Origin of the sequence: Micromonospora sp. NPDC001898 (assembly GCF_042891255.1) — a bacterium.
Classification (GTDB): domain Bacteria; phylum Actinomycetota; class Actinomycetes; order Mycobacteriales; family Micromonosporaceae; genus Micromonospora.
This window is the reverse complement of the sequence record NZ_JBIATC010000008.1, coordinates 104,187-129,138: the sequence shown is the minus strand read 5'-3', so window position 1 is coordinate 129,138 and position 24,952 is coordinate 104,187. Positions and strand designations below refer to the sequence as shown.

Genomic DNA, 24,952 nt, shown 5'->3' with positions numbered 1-24,952 from the left:
GGCGGGATGGGACGGGCCACTGATCGGCGGAGCGTGCTCCGGATCGACCTCGACGCGGCCGACCCGGACCGCGTCGCGGTGCGCCGGCCGGACAGCGTGTCCGTGGAGGAGCCGCTGGAGATCCGGGTCGGCCCGGGCGGGCCGGGCCGGCGACGGCCGTTGGCGGTGACCATGCGTACCCCCGGCGACGACCTGGACCTGGCGATCGGTTTCCTGCTGACCGAGGGGCTGATCCGGTCCGCCGCCGACGTGCACACCGCCCAGCTCTGCGCGGGCGCGGACACGCCGAACACGTACAACGTGGTGGACGTGGTGCTCGCCCCCGGCGTGCCGGAGCCGACCACCGACCCGGCGCGGAACTTCTACACCACCAGCTCCTGCGGGGTGTGCGGGAAGGCCAGCATCGATGCCGTACGGACCCGCTCCCAGTTCGCCGTCGCGGACGACCCGCTCACCGTGCCGGCCGGGCTGCTGGCCGAGCTGCCGGACCGGCTGCGGGCGGCGCAACGCAACTTCGACCGCACCGGCGGCCTGCACGCGGCCGGGCTGTTCACCAGCGGCGGGGAGCTGGTGGTGCTGCGCGAGGACGTCGGCCGGCACAACGCCGTCGACAAGGTGATCGGCTGGGCGGTTCGGCAGGAGCGGCTGCCGCTGGCCGGGCACCTGCTGCTGGTCTCCGGCCGGGCGAGCTTCGAGCTGACCCAGAAGGCGTGGATGGCCGGGGTGCCGCTGCTCGCGGCGGTCTCCGCCCCGAGCACCCTGGCCGCCGACCTGGCCGAGGAGGCGGGGATGACCCTGGTCGGCTTCCTGCGCGGCCGAACCATGAACGTGTACGCGGGCGCGCACCGGATCGACCACTGACCCCGCTCGGGATCGGGGCGAGGATGGCCCAGCCAAGCCGCGCCGCCCCGCACGGGGCAGTCGACCATGCCCCTCGCCAATCGGGCGGCACCCCATGATCGTCTGTCGAAAAAGGAGAATCTCCTCGGCGTGTCGTCTCACTAAAGCGCAGACGATCAATGAAGTCGTGCGAGCTTCGCCTCGAAGTCGCCGCCGATCGCAACGGGTACGGCCCTCGATCAAGAGGCGCTATCCGCGAGCACGCGCCCAGGAGACAAAGCGATCGGTCAGGCCACTCGGCGGGCGACCGGGGGTCAGCTCGGTCAGGTGTGCGGTCGCCTCCTCCTTCAGCATCGCCAGGTAGATCAGCAGGGCGGTCCGGTTGCCCCGGTACTCGACCAGCAGCGACAGCCGTGCCTCGCCGCACGGCCACGGGTGGCCGCAGACGCAGCACAGCCAGATCGGGCGGAGCGGCAGGTGCGGGCGGACGGCGCGGGACATCAGCGCACCCGCAGCGCGACGGCCCGCGCCTCGTCGTCGGTCAGCGGCACGAACCACAGGAAGCGCTGGACGATCTCCGGGGGCGTCGGACCGCCCGGTCGGCCGCGAAGGTCGCGGACGGCCTGCTGAGCCATCCGCAGGAACCCCGGCAACAGCGCGGTACGCAGTTGGTTGTCGATCGGGCCCTCCGTCCAGGCAGGGCAGGGGAACGGGCTCCCGCAGCGCCGGCAGGTCCACGCGGGCCCGTGCGAGCAGTGCTCCGCCAGGTCCGCCGCGCGGGTGCGCCCGGTGGCAAGTGTCCGGTGGCTGCGGTACCTCACCGCCGGCCTCGGTTCCCGCGCGTCAACTGCGCCGGAGTGGGCAGTTCGCCAGCCAGGTCCCAGATGACCCGCGTCGTCGTGTCGTTGCACGGCCCCCGGTACGGCGGGATCATCGGGCCGACCAGCGGCGGGTCGTACGGGACCGGGTCCCGGGGCGGCGGAGCCGGCCTCGGCGCGGGCTTCGGATCGGCCGGTGCGGGATCGCTCTGCGGCTTCGCGGCCCGGTACGCCCGGCAGACCTGGCACGCGCAGTGCCGACCCCGCCGGGACCGGTGACGCCCTCCTCGGTGCGACATGACTTCCCTTTCCGTCGAGATTGGAGAGGGGGCCGTCCGCTCGTCACACGGGGGAAGGACCGGGACGGCCCCCTCGACGAACGCGACCGCCGGGCAACTCCTCCACCGGCCACGCCGTCCTACAAGCAGCCTTCCGGCAGTTGCGGAGCGAACACACTGCGTTGCACTATGTGTTCGGAACGTTCTGGACGTTAGGAGATCTCGGGGATGAACCGAGCCGTGCAGACCGCGATGACCGAAACGGGGCACACGGCCGACAGCCTCGCTGCTCACATTGGGGTCGACCCGAAAACCGCAGCCAAGTGGGCGAGTCACGGACGGATACCGCAGACGCGGCACCGCGCAAAGGTTGCCGAGCTTCTCGGCAAGGACGTACTGGAGCTTTGGCCGGACGCGCTGAAACGAAAGGAGCCAGCGTGGTTCCGGCCGTGGACCGAGATTGAGCGTGAAGCAGTCGGCCTCAGGTGCTTTGAGTCGGTTGTCATTCCGGGCCTTCTCCAGACCGAGGCATACGCTCGCGCCGTCCTGGCATGCGGGCCGTTGATGGCTGATGCGGCCGACCACGTAGAGAGTCGGCTTCGGCGTCAGGCCGCCGTGTTCAAGCGTTCCCGCCCTCCCTTGACGGTCTTCGTGATCGACGAAGCCGCACTACGACGCGGCAGCCCAGAGGTGATGCACCCACAGCTCGATCATCTGGCAGCGGTGGCCCAGCACGCCAACGTGATGGTGCACGTCCTGCCCTTGGGAGCGGGTCTGCACCCAGGACAGGCAGGGCCTTTCGTTATCGCGACGACTCTCGATGGAGACGACGTCGGCTACCTGGACGATCAGGCCGCAGGGCGCATCACAAACGACGCTGCTCCCCTGTGGGCGGTCTGGGATACCGTGAGGTCGGTCGCGCTACCGCGAGACCAGTCCATCGACTTCCTGAAGGCGCGAGCATGGCTGACCTGACCGGCGCCCGTTGGCGCAAGAGCACCCGTAGCAGCTCTAACGGCGGCAACTGCATCGAGGTCGCCGACAACCTTCCGGGCATCGTCGGGGTACGGGACTCGAAGGACCCGGCCGGCACGGCCCTCAGCTTCTCCCCGGCCGCATGGCGCTCGTTCATCGTCCACGTCGCTGCGCGCGCCTGACCCCACGGCAAAGACGTAGAACGCCCGCCCCCTCTTGGGCGGGCGTTCTGCCATACCGAGCAGGAAGGAGAACGGTCCGCTAGAGGGTGAGATCCTTGCAAGGAAGCAGGCGATCAGCTCAACCCCGGGATCACCCCCGCATACGCGGGGAGCAGCGGCGTTGGTAGCGCGGTCAGCGTCACCACCCGGGATCACCCCGCGTACGCGGGGAGCAGTTCAGCTCCTTGGCCTTGGCCTGGTGGACGTCGGGATCACCCCCGCGTACGCGGGGAGCAGGGCTTCCTGACCTGTGGCGCTAGGGATCAACTTCTCGCTTTTCCTTCACTTTACAGTGCAAGATCAACTCCTGGCTCGCGCTGCTGGGCAGTTCGCAGGCCGGACTCAGCGTACGGCGAAAGAGAACCCGGAGGATCCCGGAAACACCACGCCAACACCCCCGGCCAACCTGCTCGTCAGCCGCGTCGACGGCGTTGCCGGCGAAGCACGCCCGGCGGGCCGGTCGTCGGCCAGCCGTCGAGCTGGGACGGGGGCACCCCTCGGCGCAGCAGGTCGTCGAGGAGCAGGGCGAGCGAGTAGTCCGGGTGCGCCTCCAGCACCCGTTCCAGCGCCACCGCCGCGAGTGCCCCCTGCCCGGCCCGCCAGGCGGCGAAGGCCAGCAGGGAACCCGGAGCGGCGATCAGGTCCCGCTCGGCGCGGCGCAGGACGTCGGTCCAGAGGGCGAGGTCCCGCTCCCGACCGTCGGTGCGCTCCCAGGCGTGGTCGCGGACCGGCAGGTGGGTGAGGAGCAGGGTCAGCCAGGCCACCTCGTCGTCGGCTAGCCGCTCGCCCCGCCGGCACCGGCGCAGGGCTGCGCGGACCGCATCCACGCCGGCCTGGCGCAGCGTCCGACCGCCGAGCAGGTCGGCCTCGGGTGCTCCGACCAGCATGGCCGCCAGCCGGCGTTCGGCGCGGTCGACCGCCCGGCCCATCGCCACCCGGGCCGGGCCGCCGAACGGGGCCACCTGTGTGGTCAGGGCCGCCCGGTCGGGCAGGGCCACCTGACCGGCGAATACCGCCGCCGCGCTGACCTCGCTGGCCCCGGTGTCGTACGGGGTGCCCTCGGGCGGACAGCAGGCCGGCTCGTCGCACAGGTAGGACCAGTAGCGGCCGTCGGTGACCCGCAGGGCGTCCAGCACGGTCAGCTCGGCGGCGGCCAGCGACCCGCGTACCGCGTCGACGGCCGGGGTGACCCGGGGGGCGTCGCCATAGCCGAGCACGGTGGCGGACTCGGCGCCCTGCCGGGCGATGACGCCGGCCAGGTGGGTGGCCGGGTCGAGCGGGTCGTCGCCCGGGCCGGGCAGGTCCGCCCGGGCGGCGAAGATGATCCGCCGCCCCCGCATCGCGACCACCACCACGCTGTCGGCGGGATGAAACCCGAGCAGGTACGGCACGGCCGCGATGAGGTCGGCGGGCGAACGGACGGTGAGCCGGGGGCGGTCGGTACGGGCCATGGGAGGCAGCCTCGGCCGCGTCCGAGCGTCTCGACAGGCCCTGTGGACGACACGCGGGTTGTCCACAACCACGGAGAGTAGCGGCGCAGCTCAGCCCCGATCACCGTCGCGCCGGCGGTGACCCGCCAAACGGCCGGCGCTGACCCGACAACGGCCGGCGAGGGCCCGCCAACGACCGCCGAGGGCCCGCCAACGGCCGGCAACGACCGTCGCCGGGGCGGGCGGCACGCCCCGCTGAGGCTGGCCCACACCGGAGACCCCCACGGAGAGCGCCCCGAGCGGCTACCTTGCGGTCATGGACCTGGCGTACCTGCGGGCGCATCCGGAACACCTGCCGACCTTCCTCACCCATCAGCGGATCCGGGAGACGCCGGTCGCTGGCGGGGACGTCTGCGCGGCGTCCCGGCTGACCCTGGACGACGGGCACTCCGTCTTCGCCAAGACGTGGCCGGAGGAGCGGGCCGGCCGGCCGGCGCCGGAGGGCTTCTTCGCCGCCGAGGCCGCCGGGCTGCGCTGGCTGCGGGAGGCCGACGGGGTCCCCGTACCGGAGGTGGTGGTGGCGCTGCCGGAGCTGCTGGCGCTCGACTGGGTCGAGGCCGGCGAGCCGACGCCCGAGGTCGCCGAGCGGTTCGGCCGCGAACTGGCCGCGACGCACCGCGCCGGGGCCGCCGCGTTCGGCGCGGAGTGGCCCGGCTTCATCGCCGCGCTCCCCCAGGACAACACGCCGGACCCGGGCCCGTGGCCGGACTGGTTCGCGCGTCGGCGGCTCGCCCCGTACCTGCGGATGTCGGTCGACGGCGGCGCGCTCACCGGCGTCGAGGCCGCGCTGGTGGAGGCGGTCCTCGACCGGATCGGCGAGTTCGGCGGGGACGAGCCGCCGGCCCGGGTGCACGGCGACCTGTGGTCGGGCAACGTGCTCTGGGGGACCGACGGGCGGGCCTGGCTGGTCGACCCGGCGGCGCACGGCGGGCACCGGGAGACCGACCTGGCCCAGTTGGCGCTGTTCGGCGGGCCGCCGCACCACGACCGGATCATGGGCGCCTACCGGGAGGCCTGGCCGCTGGCCGACGGGTGGCCCGAGCGGGTGCCGCTGCACCAACTTCACCTGCTGCTGGTGCACGCCGCCCTGTTCGGCGGGGCGTACCGCGAGGCGGTCGGCGACGCCGCCCGCGCCGCGCTGCGTGAGGCCGGGCGCGCTACGGTCGAGAGGTGACCGTCGCCCCACCGACCGGAGGCGTCCTCGCCGACCGGTACGGCCGCGTCGCCCGGGACCTGCGCGTCTCGCTGACCGACAAGTGCAACCTGCGCTGCACGTACTGCATGCCGGCCGAAGGGCTGCCCTGGCTGGCCGGCCCCCAGTTGCTGTCCGACGACGAGATCGTCCGGCTGGTCCGGCTGGCCGTGCGGCACCTCGGGGTGGCCGAGGTGCGGTTCACCGGCGGGGAGCCGCTGATCCGTCCCGGTCTGGTCGACATCGTCGCGGCGGTGGCCGCGCTGGAGCCCCGGCCCCGCATCTCGCTGACCACGAACGGCCTCGGGCTGGACCGGCTGGCCCCCGCCCTGCGGGCCGCCGGGCTGGACCGGGTGAACGTGTCGCTGGACACCCTCGACGCCGGCCGGTTCGCCCGGCTGACCCGGCGGGACCGGCTCGCGGACGTGCTCGCCGGGCTGACCGGGGCGGTCGCCGCCGGGCTCAGCCCGATCAAGATCAATACCGTGCTGATGCGCGGGGTCAACGACGACGAGGCCCCCGCGCTGCTCCGCTTCGCCCTGGCCCAGGGCTACGAGCTGCGGTTCATCGAGCAGATGCCGCTGGACGCCCAGCACGGTTGGGACCGGGCGACCATGGTCACCGCCGACGAGATCCTCGCCGCGCTGCGTACCGGGTTCGACCTGGCCCCGGATCCTGCCGATCGGGGCGCCGCGCCGGCCGAGACCTGGCTGGTCGACGGTGGCCCGGGTCGGGTCGGGGTGATCGGCAGCGTGACCCGCCCGTTCTGCGGCGACTGCGACCGCACCCGGCTCACCGCCGACGGTCAGGTCCGCGCCTGCCTCTTCGCCACCGAGGAGTCCGACCTACGCGCGGCGCTGCGGGCCGGAGCGGACGACGACGAGTTGGCCCGGCGCTGGCGCACCGCGATGTGGGGCAAGCGGGCCGGGCACGGCATCGACGACCCGGCCTTCCTACAGCCGGCCCGGCCGATGTCCGCGATCGGCGGCTGACGGGTGCAGCACGACGTACCGGACCGCCAGACCGGGCTGTTGACCATCCGCTACTTCGCCGGCGCGCGGGCCGCCGCCGGCACCCCCGAGGAGACCGCGCCCGCCGGGCGGTCCCTGGACGAACTCGCCGGTGAGCTGGCCGAGCGGCACGGCGTACGGCTCGCCGCCGTGCTGACCGCGGCGAGTTTCCTGGTCGACGGCGTGACCTGTCATGATCGTCGGGCACCGCTGCCGGCCGGGACGACGATCGACGTACTGCCCCCGTTCGCGGGCGGCTGAGGAGGCTCCGTGTTGGCGACCCTGGCGTTCGTGGGCTTCGCGACGCTCGTCGTCGCTCTGCTCCACTTCTACCTGTGGAAGCGGCTGGTCAAGGACACCACCGGCCCGGGGCGGTGGCGGCGGATCGGGGCCGTCGCCGCGCTGGTGCTGGCACTGCTCGTCCCGGCCACGATGATCGGCACCCGGGCCGGCCTGTTCTGGCTGGCCTGGCCGGGCTACCTGTGGCTCGCGCTGATGTTCTACCTGCTGGTCGTGCTGCTGGTGCTGGAAGTGCCGATGCTGGTCGCCCGGCTGGTGCTGCGCCGCCGGGTGGTCGTCGCCGAGCCAGCCGCCGCCGCGCCCGAGCCGGTGCTGGTGGGCGCGTCCGGCGGGGCGGAACCGCCGGCCGCCGCGGCCGTCGGCCAGCCCGACCACGATCCGGACCGCCGGCTGCTGCTGGCCCGCGGCGCGGCGATCTTCGCGGGCCTCACGGCCGCCGGGGTCACCGGCTACGGGGTACGCAACGCGATGGGCCCGCCGCGCCTGGACCGGGTGCGGATCCCGCTGGCGAAGCTGCCGCGCGGGATGGACGGGCTGCGCATCGCCACCGTCTCGGACATCCACCTCGGGCCGCTGCGCGGCCGGGCGCACACCGAGCGGATCGTGGCAATGATCAACCGGCTGGACGCCGACCTGGTCGCGGTCGTCGGCGACCTGGTCGACGGCTCGGTCGCCGAGTTGGGCGAGGCGGCGGCGCCGCTGCGCGACCTGCGCTCCCGGTACGGCAGCTTCTTCGTCACCGGCAACCACGAGTACTACTCCGGCGTGGAGGAGTGGGTGCAGGAGGTGGACCGGCTCGGCCTGCGGGTGCTCCAGAACACCCGGCAGGAGATCCGGACCCCGGGCGGGGTGCTGGACCTGGCCGGGGTGAACGACGTCAGCGCCGCCGGCACCGGTCTGGCCGCCCCCGCCGACTTCGCCGCCGCGCTCGGCGACCGGGACCCGGGCCGCCCCGTGGTGCTGCTCGCCCACCAGCCGGTGGCGGCCGTCGAGGCGGCGAAGTTCGGCGTCGACCTGCAACTGTCCGGGCACACCCACGGCGGCCAGATCGTGCCGTTCAACCTGCTGGTGAAGCTCGAACAGCCGGTGGTCTCCGGCCTCGGCGAGGTCGACGGCACGAAGGTCTACGTGACCAACGGCGCGGGCTTCTGGGGCCCCCCGGTCCGCGTCGGCGCGGACCCCCAGATCACCCTGGTGGAACTCCGCACCCCCTGACCCGGGCCGGGCGCGCACGCCTACCGTGCATCGGGCGGGGTGTCCAGGGAAGGATGCTCAGGTCACCCGTACGCGTGGCGGGGAGCGGCCGTCGGGGCGGGCGTGACAGGATGCGGCGTGCTCCCGTTCAGCGCCGCATCCCCCGGTGGCCCCTCGCCGTTCGTCGCGGACCTGCACATCCACTCGAAGTACTCGCGGGCGTGCAGCCGGAACCTGACCCTGCCGAACCTCGGCTGGTGGGCCCGCCGCAAGGGCATCGGCGTGCTCGGCACCGGCGACTTCACCCACCCCGCCTGGTACGACCACCTGCGCGAGACGCTGCACCCGGCCGAGCCGGGACTGTACCGGCTCAGCCCCGAGGCGGAGCGGGACATCGCCCGCCGGCTGCCGCCCCGGCTGGCCGACGCGGCGGAGGCGGACCCGGTCCGGTTCATGCTCAGCGTGGAGATCTCCACGATCTACAAGCGGGACGACCGGACCCGCAAGGTGCACCACCTGATCTACCTGCCCGACCTGGACGCGGTGCAGCGGTTCAACACCACCCTCGGCCGGATCGGCAACATCGCCTCGGACGGCCGGCCGATCCTCGGCCTGGACTCCCGGGACCTGCTGGAGATCACCCTGGAGGCCAGTCCGGACGGCTACCTGGTGCCGGCGCACATCTGGACGCCCTGGTTCTCCGCGCTGGGCTCGAAGTCCGGCTTCGACGCGATCGCCGACTGCTACGCCGACCTGGCCGAGCACGTCTTCGCCGTGGAGACCGGGCTGTCGTCCGACCCGGAGATGAACTGGCGGGTCGGCAGCCTGGACCGCTACCGGCTGGTGTCCAACTCGGACGCGCACTCCCTGCCCGCCCTGGGCCGGGAGGCCACGGTGTTCGCCTCCGGCCGGGACTACTTCGCCATCCGGGAGGCGCTGCGCACCGGCGACGGCCTCGCCGGCACCATCGAGTTCTTCCCCGAGGAGGGCAAGTACCACGCCGACGGGCACCGGGTGTGCGAGGTCAGCTGGTCCCCGGAGCAGACCCGGGCCGCCGGCGGGCGCTGCCCGGAGTGTGGCAGGCCACTCACCATCGGGGTGCTCAGCCGGGTCGAGGAGCTGGCCGACCGGCCCGAGGGGCACCGGCCCGACCACGCCCGGGACGTCACCCACCTGGTCCCGCTGGCCGAGATCCTCGGCGAGCTGAACGCGGTGGGCCCGAAGTCCAAGAAGGTCGAGGGGAAGCTCAACGAGCTGGTCGCCGCGCTCGGCCCGGAGCTGGAGATCCTGACCCGCGCACCGCTGGACGAGATCGGCCGGGTCGGCGGGGAACTACTCGCCGAGGGGATCGGCCGGCTGCGCCGGGGAGACGTGCGCCGGGTGCCCGGCTACGACGGCGACTACGGCGTGATCACCCTGTTCGACCCGGCCGAGCTGGGCGGGAAGGCGGCGGGGGCGCAGGCGGAGACGCTGTTCGACGTACCGGTGCCGGCGCAGCGGACGCCCGCGGAGCCGGCGGCGAAGACGAAGGCCAAGCGGCCGGCTGCGGCGAGGGCCGAGCCGAAGCGGAAGGCCGCCCCGCCGCCCCCGCCCCCGCCGATTCCGCCGCAGCCCTCCCCGCACGAGCCGTTCGAGCCGATGCTCTCCGGGATGGAGGAGGTCGGCACCGGCCTGCTGGACCGGCTGGACGCGATGCAGCGGGTGGCCGCCTCCGCGCCGGGCGGGCCGCTGCTGATCGTGGCCGGCCCCGGCACGGGCAAGACCCGGACGCTGACCCACCGGATCGCGTACCTGTGCGCCGAGCTGAACGTGTTCCCGGAGCGCTGCCTGGCGATCACCTTCACCCGGCGGGCCGCCGAGGAGCTGCGGCACCGCCTCGACGGGCTGCTCGGGCCGGTGGCCGAGGACATCACCGTCGGCACGTTCCACTCCCTGGGGCTGGCCATCCTGCGCGAGAACGCCGGGGCCGCCGGGCTGCCGGCCGGCTTCCGGATCGCCGACGACGCTGACCGGGCGGCGGCGCGGGCGGAGGCCGGCGAGGATCTGGCGGCGTACACGGCGCTGCTGCGCAAGCGGGACCTGGTCGACCTGGACGAGCTGCTCACCCTGCCGGTGGAGCTGCTGCGCGCCGAGAAGAAGCTGGTGCAGCGGTACCGGGACCGCTGGCAGTGGATCTTCGTGGACGAGTACCAGGACGTCGACGCCGTGCAGTACGAGCTGCTGCGACTGCTCAGCCCCGCCGACGGCAACCTGTGCGCGATCGGCGACCCGGACCAGGCGATCTACTCGTTCCGGGGGGCGGACGTCGGCTACTTCCTGCGCTTCTCGCAGGACTTCACCGACGCCCGGCTGGTCCGGCTGAACCGCAACTACCGCTCGTCCGCGCCGATCCTGGCCGCCGCCGTGCAGGCCATCGCGCCGTCGTCGCTGGTCCGGGGCCGCCGGCTCGACCCGGCCCGGCTCGACCCGGAGGCCCCGCTGGTCGGCCGGTACGTCGCCGCGTCCGTCTCCGACGAGGCCGACTTCGTGGTACGCACCGTCGACGAGCTGGTCGGCGGCCTGTCCCACCGGTCGCTGGACTCGGGCCGGATCGACGGCCGGTCGACGAACCTGTCGTTCTCCGACATCGCCGTGCTGTACCGGACCGATGCGCAGGCCGCGCCGATCGTGGACGCCCTGACCCGGGCGAACGTCCCGGTGCAGAAGCGCTCGCACGACCGGCTGCGGGACCGCCCCGGGGTGACCGCGATCGCCCGCGAGCTGCGGCACGCCGACGGCCTCGACGGCGGCCTGCCGGCCCGGGTCCGGCTCGCCGGGCAGGTGGTCGCCGACCGCTTCGCCGCCCCCACCCTCGACGGCTCCGGTGTGGCGCGCCCCGAGGAGGTCCGCGCGGCGGTGGACCTGCTGACCCCGCTGGCCCTGCGCTGCGGTGACGACCTGGAGCTGTTCCTGTCCCAGCTCGCCACCGGCGCCGAGGTGGACGCCCTCGACCCGCGCGCCGAGGCGGTCACCCTGCTCACCCTGCACGCCGCGAAGGGCCTGGAGTTCCCGGTGGTCTTCCTGGTCGGCTGCGAGGACGGCCTGCTCCCGCTGCGCTGGCCCGGCTCCACCCCGGACGAGGACGCGGTCGCCGAGGAGCGGCGGCTCTTCTTCGTCGGCCTGACCCGGGCCCAGGACCGCCTCTACGTCAGCCACGCCGCCCGGCGCGCCCGGCACGGGCCGGAGCGGGACTGCCGGCCGTCGCCGTTCTTCGACGTGATCGACCCGGGCCTGTTCGAGCGGCTGGGCGAGACCGAGCCCCGCCGGCCCAAGGACCGCCAACTCCGCCTGCTGTAGGAGGCTCCCGGAGGGGGAGGGGTTCAGCCGAGCAGGGCGGCGATCCAGGTGCCGGCGAGCAGGGCCGGCCCGAGCGGCAGCAGGGTGTCCCGGCGGACCCGGCGGGCCGCCAGCAGGCCGAGCACGGCCAGCCCGTGCAGCGCGTGCGGCAGGACCAGCCCGGTCAGCAGCGTCGGCCAGCCCAACCAGCCGAGCGGCAGCCCCAGCACGGCGGCGAGCTTGACGTCGCCGAAGCCGAGCCGCGAGCCGGGCAGCAGGGCCAGCAGCGCGTACCCGGTGAACGACAGCGCCGCCCCGGCCAGCGGGCCGAGCAGCCGGTCCGGCCGGCCGGCGACCGACGCCGCCGCGACCAGGCCGGCGACCGCGGCGAGGGCAGCCGCGCCGACCAGCGGGTCGGGCAGCCGCAGGCAGCCCAGGTCGACCACGGCGAGCACCAGCCCGAGCGCGGCCACCGCGAGGAATGCCGGCAGCGCCGCCCCGACGCCCGGCGCGACGCCGAGCCCACCGAAGACGACCGCCCCGACCACCGCGCAGGTCGGCGCCCGCCGCCGCGCGGACGGGAGCGGGCGGGTCGGGGTCGTACCCGGTCCGGCACCAGCCGGCACGGCGGCGGCGAGCGGCGCGGCGGTCGCGGCCGTCGACTCGGGCGGCGCGACAGCGAACCGGGTGGCCAGCCACGGTGCGACGGTGCCTGCCGCCGCACCGAGCGCCGCGACGGAGATCGGCAGCCCGGCGGACACCGGCCGGACGTTACCGCCGGGGTGCCCGGCCCGCCGCCCCGGTCCGTCGTCCGGGGCGTTCCGTGCTCACCACCAGCGCCACCCCGGCGACGATCACCGCGCCGCCCAGCACCACCTGGCTGGTCACCGGCTCGGCGGCCAGCAGCGCGCCGAGCGTGACCGCGACCACCGGGTTCACGTACGCGTACGTGGACACCAGCGAGATCGGCGCGTGATGCAGCAGCCAGACGTACGCGGTGAAGGCGACCAGCGAGCCGGCGACCATCAGGTACCCCAGGGCGAGCCAGGACCGGCCGGTGACCTGCCCGGGGTCGAAGCCGCGCAGCTCGCCCCGGGCGGCGGCGAGCACGGCCAGCGCCACGGCACCGGCGAGCATCTCGTAGACCGTGGCGACGAACGGGTCGGCCGGCATCGTCAGACGGCCGGACAGGAACGATCCCACCGACCAGGAGGTCGCCGCAGCGACCACGGTCAGCGCCCCCGCCAGCGGCACCGCCGCCGACCCACCGGTCGGCAGCACCAGCAGGACCAGGCCGAGAAAGCCGAGGCTCACCCCGGCGAAGGTCCAGAACCGGGGCCGGTCCCCTGTGGTCGTCCGGAGCAGCACGACCAGCAGCGGGACGGTGGCGACCAGCAGCGCGGCCACGCCCGAGGGCACCGCCGTCCCGGGTGGGCCGGACTCGGCGAGCACCACCAGTCCGTTGCCGCCGGCCAGCAGCAGCACCCCGACCAGCGCGGCCGAACCGAGCCGACGCCGGTCGACGCGCAGGGCACCCGCTCCCCGGCGTACCCGCAGGACGAGCGCGAGCACGGCGGCGGCTGCGGCGAACCGGAGGCCGGCCGAGGTGAGCGCCGGCAACGACTCCACCGCGACCCGGATCCCGAGGTAGGTGGAGCCCCACAGCACGTAGACGACGACGAGCGCGGTCCAGATCAGCGCCGGTCGGACCGGTCGCGCGGCGGCTCCGGCGGCCCCGCCGGGCGTGACCGGGCCGTCGGGTACGGGCGGACCGGTCGATGCCGTCGCACGCGGAGGAGGTGATGTCATCGGTTGACCACGCTACGGTGACCACGGCGTCGGTGTCCTGGTTGGTGGCCGGCCTCACCGCTCGGGCAGGAGGGTGCGCATGTCGAACTACGGATCACCGGGTGAGGGTCCCACCGGGCCGTGGCCCGGACGACGACCGGGCGACGGCTACGACACGCCGTCCGAGCGGTGGGCGGACGACGGGTCCTCCCGACCGTGGGCGGGCGACAGGTCCTGGCCGGGCGACGGTCGGGAAGAGCCGCACACGGCGTACCCGCCTCGCCAGCCGCGGCACCACGAGCCTCCCGAGCGGGCCGCCCACCCGGCGGACCAGGCACCCTGGACGGGCGATCCACGGCGGTTCGCGCCGCCGTCCCGGGAGCCGCAGCCCGACCCGTGGGACCGTCCCGGACCGTGGCCCCACGAACCCGAGGTCTACCGGCCGGGCGGGGGCGCACCGGGGTACCCGGCGGCCCGTCAGCCCGGCGGCCCGTACGCCCCGGGGCCGTACCCGGGGCCCGGCCCGAGCCGGCCGGCGTACACCGGGGCACCGGCGCCACCCCCGGACCGGAGGCGCGGACGGGGACCGCTGATCGCCGTGCTGGCCACCCTGCTGGTGCTGCTGCTCGGCGGCGGCTCGCTGGTGTGGTACCTGCTCGACCGGGACGATGCACCAGAGGGCGCCGGCCAGGCCCGGCCGACCGCCGACTCGACGCCGGAGGAGGAACCGGCCTCCCCGACGGCCCCCGCCCCGACCGCCCCGACCGCCCCGGCGCCCGAGTCGTCGGCCGATCCCCGCTTCGTCAAGGCCGGGCAGTGCGTCCGCAACACGGGACCGGCGGGTGGCAAGCCCAAGCTGCTGATCGCTCCGTGCGCCCCGAAGACGTACGAGGTGCTGCGCCGGTTCGACGGGCAGACCAGCGGCGAGAAGGACGCCGAGGCGAAGTGCGCCAAGGTCACCGGCTACACCAACTGGTACTTCTTCGACAGTCAGCTGGACACCCTCGACTTCGTACTGTGCCTGAAGGCCCGCTGACGCCGCTCTGCCTGTTCCGCGTCAGGAAACACACCAGCCGGGCACCGGTAGCTGAAACTAGGGCTGTCTAGCGCGCGCGCTAGACAGCCCTAGTTTTGTCTCGACGGCCGGCGACACGCCGGTAGCGTCCTCTACGGATGTCTAGGTTTCCGGCTAGACAGCCCGATATTGTGCGATTCGTGGATCCGGTCCGCAACCCGTACGCCCCGGGCGCCGGCCAGCGCCCGCCCGAGCTGGCCGGGCGGGGGCGGGAGCTGGACGTCTTCGACGTGGTGCTGGAGCGCATCGCCCGGGGCCGCCCCGAGCGCAGCCTGATGCTGACCGGCCTGCGCGGCGTCGGCAAGACGGTGCTGCTCAACACGCTCCGCTCGGAGGCCATCAACCACCTCTGGGGCAGCGGCAAGATCGAGGCCCGGCCGGACCAGTCACTACGCCGCCCGATCGCCGCCGCCCTGCACATGGCGGTCCGTGAGCTCGCACCCCGGCACCGCGCCCCGGACCGCATCGACACGTTCCTCGGGGTGCTGAAGGCGTTCGCCCAGCGCTCCGCGCCCGCCGGCCGGGCCGGCGCCGCTCCGAAGCTGCGCGACCGCTGGCAGCCCGGCATCGACGTGCCGGCCGCCACCGGCCGGGCCGACTCCGGCGACATCGAGATCGACCTGGTGGAGCTGCTCAGCGACGCCGCCGCCGTGGCCTCCGACGTCGGCACCGGCATCGCGGTCTTCATCGACGAGATGCAGGACGTCGGGGCGGAGGACGTCTCGGCGCTCTGCGCCGCCTGCCACGAGCTGTCCCAGCTCGGGGCGCCGCTGATCGTGGTCGGCGCGGGGCTGCCGCACCTGCCGGCGGTGCTCAGCGCCGCCAAGTCGTACTCGGAGCGGCTGTTCCGCTACCAGCGCATCGACCGGCTCGACCGGATCGCCGCCGATCGGGCGCTCTGCGCGCCGGCCGAGCGGGAAGAGGTCGAGTACGAGCCGAAGGCCCTCGACCTGCTCTACGAGAAGTCCGGCGGCTACCCGTACTTCGTCCAGGCGTACGGCAAGGCCACCTGGGACCACGCGCCGCGCTCCCCGATCACCGACGCGGACGTCCGGGTCGCCGCCCCCGAGGCGGAGGCCGAGCTGGCCGTGGGCTTCTTCGGCTCCCGGTTCGAGCGGGCCACCCCGGCTGAGCGCGAGTACATGCGGGCGATGGCGACGCTGTCCCTCGTCGAGGGGGACGCTGGCGGCCGGGACGACATGGACGCCGCCGTGCCGACCGCCGAGATCGCCCGCGCGCTCGGGCGCAAGCCGGCCAGCCTCTCCCCGGCCCGGGACGCGCTGATCAAGAAGGGGCTGATCTATTCCGGGGAACGCGGGACGGTCGCCTTCACCGTGCCGCACTTCGGCCGCTACCTGCGCACCCAGCCGGCCTGACGCGGGGCAGCAAGCCCTCAAGCCCTCGCCTAGACGCGCAAAGCACCGAAAAGATTCAACCCAAACCCAGTGATATAGATCACCGTCACTACTAGGCGTAGTCTCCCTGTGGTCGCATGCGCCACTTCCAGCGCCTCCGTTGCTCGCCGGGCATGACAATCGGTAAGCGGGGGCCGGAGTTCCGGTGCATTCATTCTCCGGAGCAGGATCCCCCGAAACCTTATTGCGGGCACCGATGACGACATGCTTAGCTCACTGTGCGCAGCGCTCCCGTTACCCATCCAGAGCAACGGAGGGTTTTGGATTCACGACGGGCTTCGACGAGAACGGCCAGAGCGGCGCGGGCGTGAGTCGGTCGCTGGCCAGCCGGTCTTTCCGAAGCCAGCCGTAGAGTCTGATCAACTCTACGGCTGCCATTGAGCCCTGCAACCTCGGAGGGCTCGCGCTACCCCTTTTCACCACTGATCGCATCGATCTTCAGGTGCGGTCAGCAGCGGAACCTCGCCGGTCAGCCCCGGCCATGGCAAATTGCGGCCTGACGACCGGCGAGTTCTATCATCTGGTCTCATGAAAGGACCACGAATGAAAGCCATCGTCAAGGGAGCCGTGCTGGGTCTGGCACTCGTGCCAGCGTTAGCGACCCCGGCCCTAGCATCCGGCCCGGAACACGTTGTGGGGGACTGTGGATTCGCGTCGGCCCTTATCGAGGGGGCGAACATCCGCACCGTGGCGGCGAACAACTCGACCATCTCGCTGAAGTACACCAACGGCATGGGTACGACAAACAACGTGAGCCTCCGCATCAGCCCCATCAGCGTGACGAGCGGGGATGCCTTCGCAGGAACCACCGTGGTCGGCCCAGGCACGGGCGGCACCTGGAATCTGGCGACCGAGGTCCTCGCGACCACCCGATTCACCCTCAACTACCGGTCTTCCGTCAACATCAACGCCAACGCCGACGACCATTGGGAGGGCGACCTCCGCTGGTGACGAATTCCTATCACTGATCATCCGACCTGACCTGGTCTAGTTTTGTGTTGGGCCGGTTGGAACGCTACGGTCCATGGCGGCCAACCGGCCCAACCTCGCGTAACGGGGAGAAACATGCGAGTATTCAGGGGCGTATTCCCCATTGTTGCAGCGGTCGTCTTTCTGACGACCGGCTGCTCGACGGGGTCGGACGACGACTCTGGAGGCGTCAAAAATTACGACGAGGCGCTCAAGGAATACAACGCGGCCAAGTCCTCGCTGACCCTGCCGGCCGACAAGAGTTGGGACTCGGCCCAGCAGCTGCGCAAAGAGGTCGATGGATCGCAGGTCGTTTTCCAAGACGGTGCCGCTACGGGGAAGGTCGAATCTTTCTGGCTGTGCGCCTGGCAGCAGGAGTGGCTGGCGGCCCGCGGCGACGATGCGCAGCGGGAGAAGCAGGCCCTCGACAACCTCGGCAAGTTCCCAACCCTACGCACCTACCAGAAGAACTTCGACCAAAGCAGCCGAGACGTCTTTGACGACGAACTCGCCAAGGCGAGGCTGGGTGATCCCAGCGTGGTGCAACAGGACGTCAAGGCGAACTGTGCGAAGGGCTGACACGGGAACTGGTCGGAGGCGGGTGTCGCGCTTCCCGCGCCGCACTCTGACCTTTGTGGCACTGCCGGCTGTCGTCCTCTCCGCCGGGGCCTGGTTTCTCTCCGACCACTCCGGCGCGACCTTTGTGCCGGCGTTGACCGACAAGAACACGCAATCGACGACCGCCACCGTGGAGCGGCGAAATCTGGTCAGCGTGCTGGCGTCGAACGGGTCCGTGGTGTCCTCGCCGAGCTATTCCCTGACCGCACCGAAATCCGGGGTCTATCTTCGCGACCGGTCGAAGAAGGGCGTGGTGCCGGCCGGGACCGTCATCGGCTGGATCCGGTCGTCGGGTAAGCGGGTGCCGGTCACGAATCCCGTGGAGGCCACCGTTCAGGACGAACTCGCCTCCTCCGGAACCACGGTTCCGGAGGGCCTTCCCCTGGTGGGCCTCAAGGCCAGCGGCTATGGCATGCGGGCCACCATCTCGGAAGCGCTCGTCTACCGGCTCTTCGAGCTTGCGCCGGAGGCGACCGCCCAGATCGACCACGGGCCCGGCCCATTCCCCTGCCGGGTGCTCGGCGGCCCCGATAAAGGCGGCGGGGAAGAGGGGGCAGGGGTAACCGTGACCTGTGCGCCGCCTGCGGATCTTCGTCTCTTTCCCGGGCTCAAGGGCGTGCTGGCCATCAGAACCGGCGAGGCCCGAAACGTTCTCGCGCTTCCCGTCGAGGCGGTGGCGGGAAGCGCGGAGCGAGGGCGGGTCCGAGTACGGGACGCCACCGGTTCGACCGAGACACGCGACGTGAAGTTGGGATTGACCGACGGGTCGTACATCCAGATAGTCGACGGTCTCGCGGAGGGCGACGTGGTCGTCTCACCGGCCCCGGCGCTCACGGATCCAGGCGAGGGCTGAGGGACCAGGCTTGCTACGGCTCAACGGCATTCGCAAGTCCTTCGACGGCCCGAAAGGCGAGCGCGTCGATGTGCTTCGGAACCTCTCCCTGCACATCCACGCAGGGACCACCGCCGCCATTCTCGGGCGCTCCGGATCGGGGAAGAGCACGCTACTCGCCATTCTCGGTCTTCTGGACAGCCCCGACTCCGGCACGTACCACATCGACGGGCAGGAAGTCAGCGGTCTGAGCGACGTGGCCCTCGCCCGCCTGCGAAGTACGCACCTCGGCTTTGTCTACCAGCGGTTCTTCCTGCTGCCCCACCTGAGCGCCTACGAGAACGTCGAGACGGCCCTCCAGCACGGCATTCCGGTGCCGCGGCGCCGCCGGCGGTCCCTCGTGCTGGAAAGCCTCGACCAGGTCGGCCTCGCCGATCGGACCACCCATCGTCCACGTCAACTGTCGGGGGGCGAGCAGCAGCGGGTGGCCATAGCCAGGGCACTGGTACGCACCCCCGCTGTCGTCCTCGCCGACGAGCCCACCGGCGCGCTGGACGAGAACACCAGCGAGCAGGTGATCACTCTGCTGTTGACGGCCGCCAAGGCCCGCGGCGCGACCACGGTGATGGTGACGCACGACCCCGAGGTGGCCATGCGCACCGACCGCACCCTGCACCTCGTCGAGGGGGCGTGGGCACGTGATTAGACGTATACCTGAGCTCATCTCGATGAGTGCGCGCGAGTTGCGGGCCCGCGGCGGCCGGGCGCTGCTCGCCTGCCTCAGCCTGGTCATCGGGATCATCGCGGTGATCTTCGTTCAGGCCACCGCCGGGGTGGCCAGGGCGGAGTTGATCCACCTCGCCGAGCTGAGGGAGGGCAGGGACGGCAGCGCGGTGGTCGCGGTCAGCGGCGACGCCCTCGGCAGTCAGACATCCCGGTTGCTCGCTTCGAAGTCGAACGCCGGTGCCGACGTCGCACTGTTCGTGTCGGACTCGGGGGCCGTGCTCACCAGCGGGCCCTCGGCGATTCCCATCATCGCCTTCGAAGGTGACGTCATGGCGGTGCGACCCTTCGATCTGATCGCCGGCCAATGGCCCACGGCGACGACGGCCGGCGCGGCGATGGTCGTCAACAAGGTGGCCTGGGAGCAGATCGCCGGGCGCTCGGGGCTGCTGTGGAGGACCGGGAAGGGTGATCTCGCCCGCCACGCGCCGGTGACCGCAGTCATCGACGACGGCGAGCAGGACCCCAGGGCGTACCTGCCCTGGCGGGAGTTGGCCGCGCACGCCCAGCCGGTCGCGGAATCCTCGGTGCGGGTGCTGGCCCGGGTGCCGTCAGGCGACGCGGCACAGAGCGTCGAATGGCTGCGCTGGCACGCAACCGTCGACCAGTTGCCGATCCAGGGCACGATCGAGCCGGTGAACGCGGCGGCGGGCGTCGACGACCAGTTGAGGGTCGTCACAACGGCGTTCCTGGGGGTCGGTCTGATCATGCTGTTGGTGGGTGTCCTCGGCGTGCTGAACATCGGCCTGGCCACGCTCAAGGAGCGGGCCGACGAGCTGGCCCTGCGTCGCTCCCTCGGGGCCACCAAGGGCGACATCATGGTGCTGGTTCTCGCCGAGTCCGTGCTCATCGGCTGCGTCGGCTCGCTGGTTGCGGTCCTGCTCGCGGTGGCGATGTACCGTCCGCTGGTGGCCGCCGCGCTCAGCGGCAGCACGGACGTCCCCTTCCCCCTGAGCGCGGCGGTCTACGGGGTGGTGGTCGGAGCGTTGGCCGGCGCGGCAGGTGGACTGATACCCGCCCTACGCGCGGCGCGGACCCCCATCGCGGCGGTCATGCGCGCCTGACGGGCCGTCCCACTGGCGGGGCGGTCAGACCTTGGACCAGGGCGGCGGGAAGAACACCTCGCCACGTGGCACCGGGTCGTCCCCGCTGGTGCTGGGCGGCAGGACCAGCGCCTGCCACGGGTCGCCCAGTCCGGACCACGGGCTGGTCAGCCCCATCCGGTCGGCGCGGGTGAAGCCGAACCGCCGGTAGAAGGCCGGGTCGCCGAGCACCACCACGAGCCGCTCGCCCAGCTCGGTGGCGGCGTCGAGGGCTGCCTGCACCACGGCCGTGCCGTGCCCGACGCGCTGCCGGTGCGGCGCGACGGCGACCGGGCCGAGGGCCAGCGCCGGGACCGCGTTGCCGCCCTCCGCGCCGACCCGGACCCGGGTCAGCAGGGCGTACCCGACCACCTCGCCGCCGTGCTCGGCGACCATGGCCAACTCGGGCACCCAGGCGTCGGTGTCGCGCAACTCGCCGACCAGCGCCACCTCGGGTGGGGTCGACACGTCGGGGCGGGCGAAGGCCGCAGCCAGTACCCGGCGGACCGGGCCGGTGTCGGCCGGACCCTCGGGGCGGAGCCGCAGCGTGGTCACCCGGGCGACGTTACCGGCCGGAGCCCGTCCACCAGCGACGGTCGCCCCGATCGGCGTGGCGGTCCGGATCGTGGGTACGCCTCCGGCGTCCACGTCGGCCGATCGGATCGGGCCGTTGTAGGGGTAGCCGCCGCCGCGACGGGGTATGACTGATCCATGAAACCCGTGCGCTCCCTCGCCCGCGTCATGTTGAGCGGCGTCTTCGTGGTCAGCGGCGCCCGCAACTTGCAGAACCCGGGACGGCTGGTGCCGGCCGCGAAGCCGGTGACCGACCGGGTCGGCCCGCTGATCCAGCAGGTCTCCCCCCGTATCCCCACCGACACCGAGACGCTGGTCCGGATCAACTCGGCCACCCAGCTGATCGGCGGTCTCATGCTGGCCACCGGGAAGTTCACCCGCCCGGTCGCCCTGGTGCTCGCCGGCACGCTGGTCCCGACCACCGTCGCCGGTCATCCCTTCTGGCAGGGCGAACCGGCCGAGCGGGCGCAGCACCAGACCCAGTTCATGAAGAATCTCGGCCTTCTCGGCGGGTTGCTGCTCGCCGCCGCCGACACCGAGGGGAAGCCGGGTCTGCGGTGGCGGGCGGGGCACCGGATCGGCCACTCACGACGGTCGGTGCAGCGGGCCGTCCGGACCGCCCGCCGGGAGGCCCGGATCGCCGTACGCTCGGCCGCCACGGCACGCCGACTGCCCGGCTGACCTGCGGCGCGCCGCTCCCCTCCCGTGGCTCTTCATCGCCAAGGCCACGAATCACCTGAACCACCCGGTAGGCGTTAACGCGGTGGAAATGTAAAAAACCAGTGTGGGATCGGACACGGTCGCATAACGCGGGAGGCATTAACGTGAGGCGCCGTTCTAGGCTCCGTGCTGGACCTGAACGGGTAGGACGATCTTGGTATGGGGGTGGCCACGCCATGCCGGCGACCGTCAGACGACGGATGGACCGCCTCACGCCGATCCGCCGCGTGACCCGGTCGACCCGTGGGGTCGACCGCAGGACCGCGGTGCGGGTCGGTGTCGTGGCCGCCGTCGCGTACGCCGCGTGGTTCGCCATCGGCGCCTTCGGGCGGCCGTACAACTTCTTCGACATGAAGATCTACCACGGCGCGGTGGTGTGGTGGATGAACGGCAACGAGTTGTACGACTTCATCGCCCCCTCCACGACGCTCGGCTTCACGTATCCACCCTTCGGCGGGCTGGTCATGCTCCCGATGGCGGTGGTGCCGGTGCAGGTCGCCGGCTGGTTGAACGTGCTGGCCAGCATCGCCGCCCTCGCCCTCGTCCTGGCCGGCCTGCTGCGGCCGGTCGTGGACCGGCTCGGCTGGCCGCTCTGGTTCACGGTCGGCATCGCGACGCCGATGGCGGTGGCCCTTGAGCCGGGCCGTGAAACCCTCGGCTACGGCCAGGTCAACCTGCTGCTCTTCGCGCTGATCATGGCCGACCTGATCGGTCTGCGCTGGCGGGCGAAGCGGGGCACCCGGTTCGACCCCGCCGACGGGCCGCTGCGGCGCTTCGTGTTCAGCGGGGCCTGGGCCGGGGTCGGCATCGGCCTGGCCACTGCCGTCAAGCTGACCCCCGCGCTGTTCATCGCGTACCTCATAATCACCCGGCAGTGGCGGGCGGCGGCCACGGCGGTCGGCACCGCGATCGGGGTGACCCTCGCCGGCTTCGCGCTCGTCGGCACCGAGTCCCGGTCCTACTTCGGCAGCGTGCTGTGGCAGACCGAGCGGGTGGGCGCAGCCGACATGACGCCCAACCAGTCCCTCGCGGGCCTGCTGGCCCGGCTCTACGACTCGATCGAGACGCCCGGCCTGCTCTGGTTGTCGTTCTCGGTGCTGATCCTGGCCCTCGGGCTGTCCCGGGCCGTCAGCGCCCGCGCCGACGGCGACGAGCTCACCGCGTTCACCCTGGTCGGGCTCACCGCCAACGTGATCAGCCCGATCTCCTGGTCGCACCACCTCGTCTGGGTCATTCCGGCGATCATCGTCCTGGCCGACGCGGCGGTACGCCGCCGGGAGGCGAGCCGGGGGTCGGTGCAGCGCGCCGGCCAGGCGTCGTCGTACAGCGGCCTGCCCGGGCTCCACGGGCTGCGCCCACCGATCTGGTACCCGACGCTCACCGGGCTCCGGCACGGCGTGGCGGCGCTCGGCCTCTACCTGCTGTTCCTGATCTCGCCGATCTGGCCGTACGAGCACCAGCTCCCTGAGATGTCGCACTACCAGGACGGCCTGTTCGGGGCGCTGATGGAGAACTCCCTCGCCGTGGCCCTGATCGTGCTGGTCGCCGCGCTGCCGTGGCGACCCGGCGCCGAGCCGGCCTTCTACGCGGACCGGTTCGGCCGCGCCCTACTGGTCAACGGCCGCCGCTGAGGCTCCGGCGGTCGCCGAGGGCACGACTGCCCGCCGACCCGGTCACCGCACCGACCCGACGGCGTCAGGGGCAGTTGACCCACTCCTCGGTGCCGTCGTCGAACACCTGCCGCTTCCAGATCGGCAGCCGCGCCTTGACCTCGTCCACCAACCGGGCGCAGGCGGCGAACGCGGCGGCCCGGTGCGCGGTGCTCACCGCCGCGACCAGGGCCACGTCGCCGACGCCGAGCGGGCCGACCCGGTGCGACACCGCGACCGCGTACACGTCCGGGTCGGCGGCCACCTCGGCGGCGACCTCCAGCAGCACCGCGGCGGCGCTCGGGTGGCCCTCGTACTCCAGGCTGGTCACCGGGCGGCCGTGGTCGTGGTCGCGGACCACGCCCCGGAACGACACCACCGCCCCGGCCCGCCGGTCGGCGACGGCCGCCTCGTGCGCGGCCAGGTCCAGCGGCTCCTCGGTGACCGTGCCGAAGACCGTCGACTCCTCGATCGTCACCAGGACCGTTCCCCCGGAAACAGGGGCAGCGGCACGACCGGCACCCGCGCGCCCGGCTCGCCCGTGGTGCCGGGACGGATGACGGCGAACCCGTCCGCGCCGGCCAGCCCGCGCAGCATCGCCGAGCCGACGTGCCGGACCGGGTGGGCGGTGCCGGCCGCCCGGTCCAGCCGGACCAGGGCCAGGTGGGTGTGGTCGCCGCGGCCGGGCACCGGCTCGGCGAGCGTGGCGTGCGGCAACGCCGGCATCGGCCGTCCCTGCAAGCCGGCCAGCAGCGGCGCGACCAGCGAGACGAGCGCGACGATCGCCGACTGGGGGTTGCCGGGCAGGCCGGCCACGAAGCGGACCCGGCCGTCCGGGTCGGCCAGCCGGGCCAGCAGCATCGGGAAGCCGGGGCGGACCGCGACCGTGTTGACCACGTAGTCCGCGCCGAGGGCCTCCAGGGTGGGGTGCAGGTGGTCGACGGGGCCGTGCATCGTCCCGCCGGTGGTGCACACCAGGTCGGCGGTGGTGAGCGCCGCGCGCAGGGCCGCCACGTGCGCCGGCAGGGTGTCGGCCACCGGGCCGACCACGTCGGCCGGGCGCACCTGGCAGCCGTACCGGCGCAGCCAGGCCGGCACGGCCGGGCCCAGGGCGTCGCGGACCCGGCCGTCGGCCGGCGGGCCCGAAGTCAGCAGCTCGTCGCCGAAGACCAGCAGCGCGGCGCGGGGCGGACGGCGCACCCGCAGGGCGTCGTGCCCGCAGGAGGCGGCCAGACCGATCACCGCCGGGTCGACCGGGGTGCCGGCGGGGAGCAGTTCCTCACCCGCGTACGCCTCCTCGCCCGGCCGGCGCCATTCCGGGCTCGGCCGCGGGGTGCCGGCGATCCGGCCGTCGGCCGTGCGGGTGGACTCCTCGACCCGCACGATCGCGGTGACGCCGTCGGGCACCATCGCGCCGGTGGCGATCTCGACGGTGGTGCCGTCCTCGGCGAGCGGGGGCGGATTGCCGCCGGCCAGCACCCGGCCGACGATCCGCCACGGCCCGCCCCCGCGCACCGCCCAGCCGTCCACGCTGGAGGTGGGGAAGGCCGGCAGGTCGGTGCGGGTGGCCAACGGCTCGGCGAGGGTGTGCCCGTCGGCGTCGGCTAGCGGCCGACTCACGGCGGGCAGGGCGGCGGCCAGGCCGACCGCGTACACCCGGGAGCGGGCCTCCTCCCAGCCCGCCGGCGGCGGTACGGCGACCTGCTCGGCGGCGGACGCGGTTTCCGTGCTCACCGGCCGAGCCTATCCCCGGGCGGTCCGGCCCGCCCCGCCAGTGGCCGGCCGACACCGCCGGTGGCCCGGCCCGTCCGCGCG

Annotated in this window: 25 protein-coding genes and 1 pseudogene; 18 read left to right on the top strand and 8 right to left on the bottom strand. The window is 73.1% G+C overall.

Annotated elements, in window-relative coordinates:
• Positions 1 to 6: 6 nt before the first annotated feature.
• The gene (gene fdhD, locus ACFYZF_RS19265) at positions 7 to 861 is read left to right on the top strand and encodes a formate dehydrogenase accessory sulfurtransferase FdhD (protein ID WP_387022460.1); all 855 of its coding nucleotides are present in this window, start codon (positions 7 to 9) and stop codon (positions 859 to 861) included.
• 228 nt (positions 862 to 1,089) lie between these two features.
• Here fdhD and ACFYZF_RS19260 read toward each other — a convergent pair whose 3' ends face one another.
• Positions 1,090 to 1,341: a flavin reductase gene (locus ACFYZF_RS19260; protein WP_387022457.1), complete on the bottom strand. Its 252-nt coding sequence runs from the start codon at positions 1,339 to 1,341 to the stop codon at positions 1,090 to 1,092.
• Positions 1,341 to 1,661, bottom strand: coding sequence for a hypothetical protein (locus ACFYZF_RS19255; RefSeq protein ID WP_387022454.1), 321 nt, complete (start codon positions 1,659 to 1,661; stop codon positions 1,341 to 1,343). Before ACFYZF_RS19255 ends, ACFYZF_RS19260 begins: the two co-directional genes overlap by 1 nt.
• 63 nt (positions 1,662 to 1,724) lie before the next feature.
• Here ACFYZF_RS19255 and ACFYZF_RS19250 point away from each other — a divergent pair, with 63 nt between their 5' ends.
• From ACFYZF_RS19250 to ACFYZF_RS19240, 3 genes are all read left to right on the top strand, one after another.
• Complete coding sequence (locus ACFYZF_RS19250) at positions 1,725 to 1,937, top strand: hypothetical protein (RefSeq protein WP_387022451.1); 213 nt, start codon at positions 1,725 to 1,727, stop codon at positions 1,935 to 1,937.
• A gap of 227 nt (positions 1,938 to 2,164) precedes the next feature.
• Positions 2,165 to 2,911 carry a DUF5753 domain-containing protein gene (locus ACFYZF_RS19245; RefSeq protein ID WP_387022448.1) on the top strand — a complete coding sequence of 249 codons (747 nt, stop codon included), beginning with the start codon at positions 2,165 to 2,167 and terminating at the stop codon, positions 2,909 to 2,911.
• Entirely contained in the window at positions 2,899 to 3,093 is a 195-nt protein-coding gene (locus ACFYZF_RS19240) for a DUF397 domain-containing protein (protein WP_387022445.1), read from the top strand. Before ACFYZF_RS19245 ends, ACFYZF_RS19240 begins: the two co-directional genes overlap by 13 nt.
• A gap of 452 nt (positions 3,094 to 3,545) precedes the next feature.
• Here ACFYZF_RS19240 and ACFYZF_RS19235 read toward each other — a convergent pair whose 3' ends face one another.
• Positions 3,546 to 4,583: a DUF4192 domain-containing protein gene (locus ACFYZF_RS19235; RefSeq protein WP_387022442.1), complete on the bottom strand. Its 1,038-nt coding sequence runs from the start codon at positions 4,581 to 4,583 to the stop codon at positions 3,546 to 3,548.
• 295 nt (positions 4,584 to 4,878) lie between these two features.
• Here ACFYZF_RS19235 and ACFYZF_RS19230 point away from each other — a divergent pair, with 295 nt between their 5' ends.
• The 5 genes from ACFYZF_RS19230 (at position 4,879) to ACFYZF_RS19210 (ending at position 11,654) form a co-directional block, all read left to right on the top strand.
• Positions 4,879 to 5,796: a fructosamine kinase family protein gene (locus tag ACFYZF_RS19230; protein ID WP_387022439.1), complete on the top strand. Its 918-nt coding sequence runs from the start codon at positions 4,879 to 4,881 to the stop codon at positions 5,794 to 5,796.
• The gene (gene moaA / locus ACFYZF_RS19225) at positions 5,793 to 6,806 is read left to right on the top strand and encodes a GTP 3',8-cyclase MoaA (RefSeq protein WP_387022436.1); all 1,014 of its coding nucleotides are present in this window, start codon (positions 5,793 to 5,795) and stop codon (positions 6,804 to 6,806) included. The genes ACFYZF_RS19230 and moaA overlap by 4 nt, the downstream gene beginning before the upstream one ends.
• 3 nt (positions 6,807 to 6,809) lie before the next feature.
• A complete protein-coding gene (locus ACFYZF_RS19220; protein ID WP_387022433.1) occupies positions 6,810 to 7,085 on the top strand; it encodes a MoaD/ThiS family protein in 276 nt (91 codons plus the stop codon).
• 9 nt (positions 7,086 to 7,094) lie between these two features.
• On the top strand, positions 7,095 to 8,339 hold the full coding sequence (locus ACFYZF_RS19215) for a metallophosphoesterase (protein ID WP_387022430.1): 1,245 nt from the start codon (positions 7,095 to 7,097) through the stop codon (positions 8,337 to 8,339).
• Between the two features lie 117 nt (positions 8,340 to 8,456).
• The gene (locus ACFYZF_RS19210; protein WP_387022427.1) at positions 8,457 to 11,654 is read left to right on the top strand and encodes a UvrD-helicase domain-containing protein; all 3,198 of its coding nucleotides are present in this window, start codon (positions 8,457 to 8,459) and stop codon (positions 11,652 to 11,654) included.
• Positions 11,655 to 11,677: 23 nt separating this feature from the next.
• Here ACFYZF_RS19210 and ACFYZF_RS19205 read toward each other — a convergent pair whose 3' ends face one another.
• Both ACFYZF_RS19205 and ACFYZF_RS19200 read right to left on the bottom strand, forming a co-directional pair.
• Positions 11,678 to 12,394, bottom strand: a complete 717-nt coding sequence (locus ACFYZF_RS19205; RefSeq protein ID WP_387022424.1) for a prepilin peptidase — start codon at positions 12,392 to 12,394, stop codon at positions 11,678 to 11,680.
• 10 nt (positions 12,395 to 12,404) lie between these two features.
• Positions 12,405 to 13,442 carry an EamA family transporter gene (locus ACFYZF_RS19200; RefSeq protein ID WP_387022421.1) on the bottom strand — a complete coding sequence of 346 codons (1,038 nt, stop codon included), beginning with the start codon at positions 13,440 to 13,442 and terminating at the stop codon, positions 12,405 to 12,407.
• Between the two features lie 745 nt (positions 13,443 to 14,187).
• On the opposite strand from ACFYZF_RS19200, the pseudogene ACFYZF_RS19195 reads away from it, so the two are divergent.
• From ACFYZF_RS19195 to ACFYZF_RS19165, 7 genes and pseudogenes are all read left to right on the top strand, one after another.
• A pseudogene (locus tag ACFYZF_RS19195) lies at positions 14,188 to 14,457 on the top strand (flagellar basal body protein FliL); the annotation flags it as partial.
• A gap of 179 nt (positions 14,458 to 14,636) precedes the next feature.
• Entirely contained in the window at positions 14,637 to 15,872 is a 1,236-nt protein-coding gene (locus ACFYZF_RS19190; protein ID WP_387022418.1) for an AAA family ATPase, read from the top strand.
• Between the two features lie 582 nt (positions 15,873 to 16,454).
• Positions 16,455 to 16,862, top strand: a complete 408-nt coding sequence (locus ACFYZF_RS19185) for a hypothetical protein (RefSeq protein ID WP_387022415.1) — start codon at positions 16,455 to 16,457, stop codon at positions 16,860 to 16,862.
• Positions 16,863 to 16,976: 114 nt separating this feature from the next.
• Complete coding sequence (locus ACFYZF_RS19180) at positions 16,977 to 17,459, top strand: hypothetical protein (RefSeq protein WP_387022413.1); 483 nt, start codon at positions 16,977 to 16,979, stop codon at positions 17,457 to 17,459.
• 22 nt (positions 17,460 to 17,481) lie between these two features.
• Positions 17,482 to 18,351 (top strand): hypothetical protein, encoded by an 870-nt coding sequence (locus tag ACFYZF_RS19175; RefSeq protein ID WP_387022410.1) that lies wholly within the window; start codon positions 17,482 to 17,484, stop codon positions 18,349 to 18,351.
• Between the two features lie 10 nt (positions 18,352 to 18,361).
• Positions 18,362 to 19,036 (top strand): ABC transporter ATP-binding protein, encoded by a 675-nt coding sequence (locus ACFYZF_RS19170; protein ID WP_387022407.1) that lies wholly within the window; start codon positions 18,362 to 18,364, stop codon positions 19,034 to 19,036.
• Positions 19,037 to 19,058: 22 nt separating this feature from the next.
• The gene (locus ACFYZF_RS19165; protein ID WP_387022404.1) at positions 19,059 to 20,177 is read left to right on the top strand and encodes an ABC transporter permease; all 1,119 of its coding nucleotides are present in this window, start codon (positions 19,059 to 19,061) and stop codon (positions 20,175 to 20,177) included.
• 24 nt (positions 20,178 to 20,201) lie between these two features.
• On the opposite strand, the gene ACFYZF_RS19160 is transcribed toward ACFYZF_RS19165, so the two are convergent.
• The gene (locus tag ACFYZF_RS19160; RefSeq protein ID WP_387022402.1) at positions 20,202 to 20,750 is read right to left on the bottom strand and encodes a GNAT family N-acetyltransferase; all 549 of its coding nucleotides are present in this window, start codon (positions 20,748 to 20,750) and stop codon (positions 20,202 to 20,204) included.
• Between the two features lie 156 nt (positions 20,751 to 20,906).
• Between ACFYZF_RS19160 and ACFYZF_RS19155 the strand changes: the two genes are divergently transcribed.
• Both ACFYZF_RS19155 and ACFYZF_RS19150 read left to right on the top strand, forming a co-directional pair.
• Positions 20,907 to 21,449, top strand: coding sequence for a DoxX family protein (locus tag ACFYZF_RS19155; RefSeq protein WP_387022399.1), 543 nt, complete (start codon positions 20,907 to 20,909; stop codon positions 21,447 to 21,449).
• Positions 21,450 to 21,664: 215 nt separating this feature from the next.
• Positions 21,665 to 23,119 (top strand): glycosyltransferase 87 family protein, encoded by a 1,455-nt coding sequence (locus tag ACFYZF_RS19150; protein WP_387022396.1) that lies wholly within the window; start codon positions 21,665 to 21,667, stop codon positions 23,117 to 23,119.
• Positions 23,120 to 23,183: 64 nt separating this feature from the next.
• Here ACFYZF_RS19150 and ACFYZF_RS19145 read toward each other — a convergent pair whose 3' ends face one another.
• Both ACFYZF_RS19145 and ACFYZF_RS19140 read right to left on the bottom strand, forming a co-directional pair.
• Positions 23,184 to 23,615, bottom strand: a complete 432-nt coding sequence (locus ACFYZF_RS19145) for a molybdenum cofactor biosynthesis protein MoaE (RefSeq protein WP_387022393.1) — start codon at positions 23,613 to 23,615, stop codon at positions 23,184 to 23,186.
• Positions 23,612 to 24,871 (bottom strand): molybdopterin molybdotransferase MoeA, encoded by a 1,260-nt coding sequence (locus ACFYZF_RS19140; RefSeq protein WP_387022390.1) that lies wholly within the window; start codon positions 24,869 to 24,871, stop codon positions 23,612 to 23,614. The genes ACFYZF_RS19145 and ACFYZF_RS19140 overlap by 4 nt, the downstream gene beginning before the upstream one ends.
• Between the last annotated feature and the right edge of the window lie 81 nt (positions 24,872 to 24,952).

Bases quoted from the DNA above. Each gene is read 5' to 3' on its own strand.
- fdhD (WP_387022460.1), top strand. From the start codon at position 7: ATGGGACGGGCCACTGATCGGCGGAGCGTGCTCCGGATCGACCTCGAC.
- ACFYZF_RS19260 (WP_387022457.1), bottom strand. From the start codon at position 1,341: ATGTCCCGCGCCGTCCGCCCGCACCTGCCGCTCCGCCCGATCTGGCTG.
- ACFYZF_RS19250 (WP_387022451.1), top strand. From the start codon at position 1,725: ATGACCCGCGTCGTCGTGTCGTTGCACGGCCCCCGGTACGGCGGGATC.
- ACFYZF_RS19245 (WP_387022448.1), top strand. From the start codon at position 2,165: ATGAACCGAGCCGTGCAGACCGCGATGACCGAAACGGGGCACACGGCC.
- ACFYZF_RS19240 (WP_387022445.1), top strand. From the start codon at position 2,899: ATGGCTGACCTGACCGGCGCCCGTTGGCGCAAGAGCACCCGTAGCAGC.
- ACFYZF_RS19235 (WP_387022442.1), bottom strand. From the start codon at position 4,583: ATGGCCCGTACCGACCGCCCCCGGCTCACCGTCCGTTCGCCCGCCGAC.
- ACFYZF_RS19230 (WP_387022439.1), top strand. From the start codon at position 4,879: ATGGACCTGGCGTACCTGCGGGCGCATCCGGAACACCTGCCGACCTTC.
- ACFYZF_RS19200 (WP_387022421.1), bottom strand. From the start codon at position 13,442: ATGACATCACCTCCTCCGCGTGCGACGGCATCGACCGGTCCGCCCGTA.
- ACFYZF_RS19185 (WP_387022415.1), top strand. From the start codon at position 16,455: ATGAAAGCCATCGTCAAGGGAGCCGTGCTGGGTCTGGCACTCGTGCCA.
- ACFYZF_RS19180 (WP_387022413.1), top strand. From the start codon at position 16,977: ATGCGAGTATTCAGGGGCGTATTCCCCATTGTTGCAGCGGTCGTCTTT.
- ACFYZF_RS19165 (WP_387022404.1), top strand. From the start codon at position 19,059: ATGAGTGCGCGCGAGTTGCGGGCCCGCGGCGGCCGGGCGCTGCTCGCC.
- ACFYZF_RS19155 (WP_387022399.1), top strand. From the start codon at position 20,907: ATGAAACCCGTGCGCTCCCTCGCCCGCGTCATGTTGAGCGGCGTCTTC.
- ACFYZF_RS19150 (WP_387022396.1), top strand. From the start codon at position 21,665: ATGCCGGCGACCGTCAGACGACGGATGGACCGCCTCACGCCGATCCGC.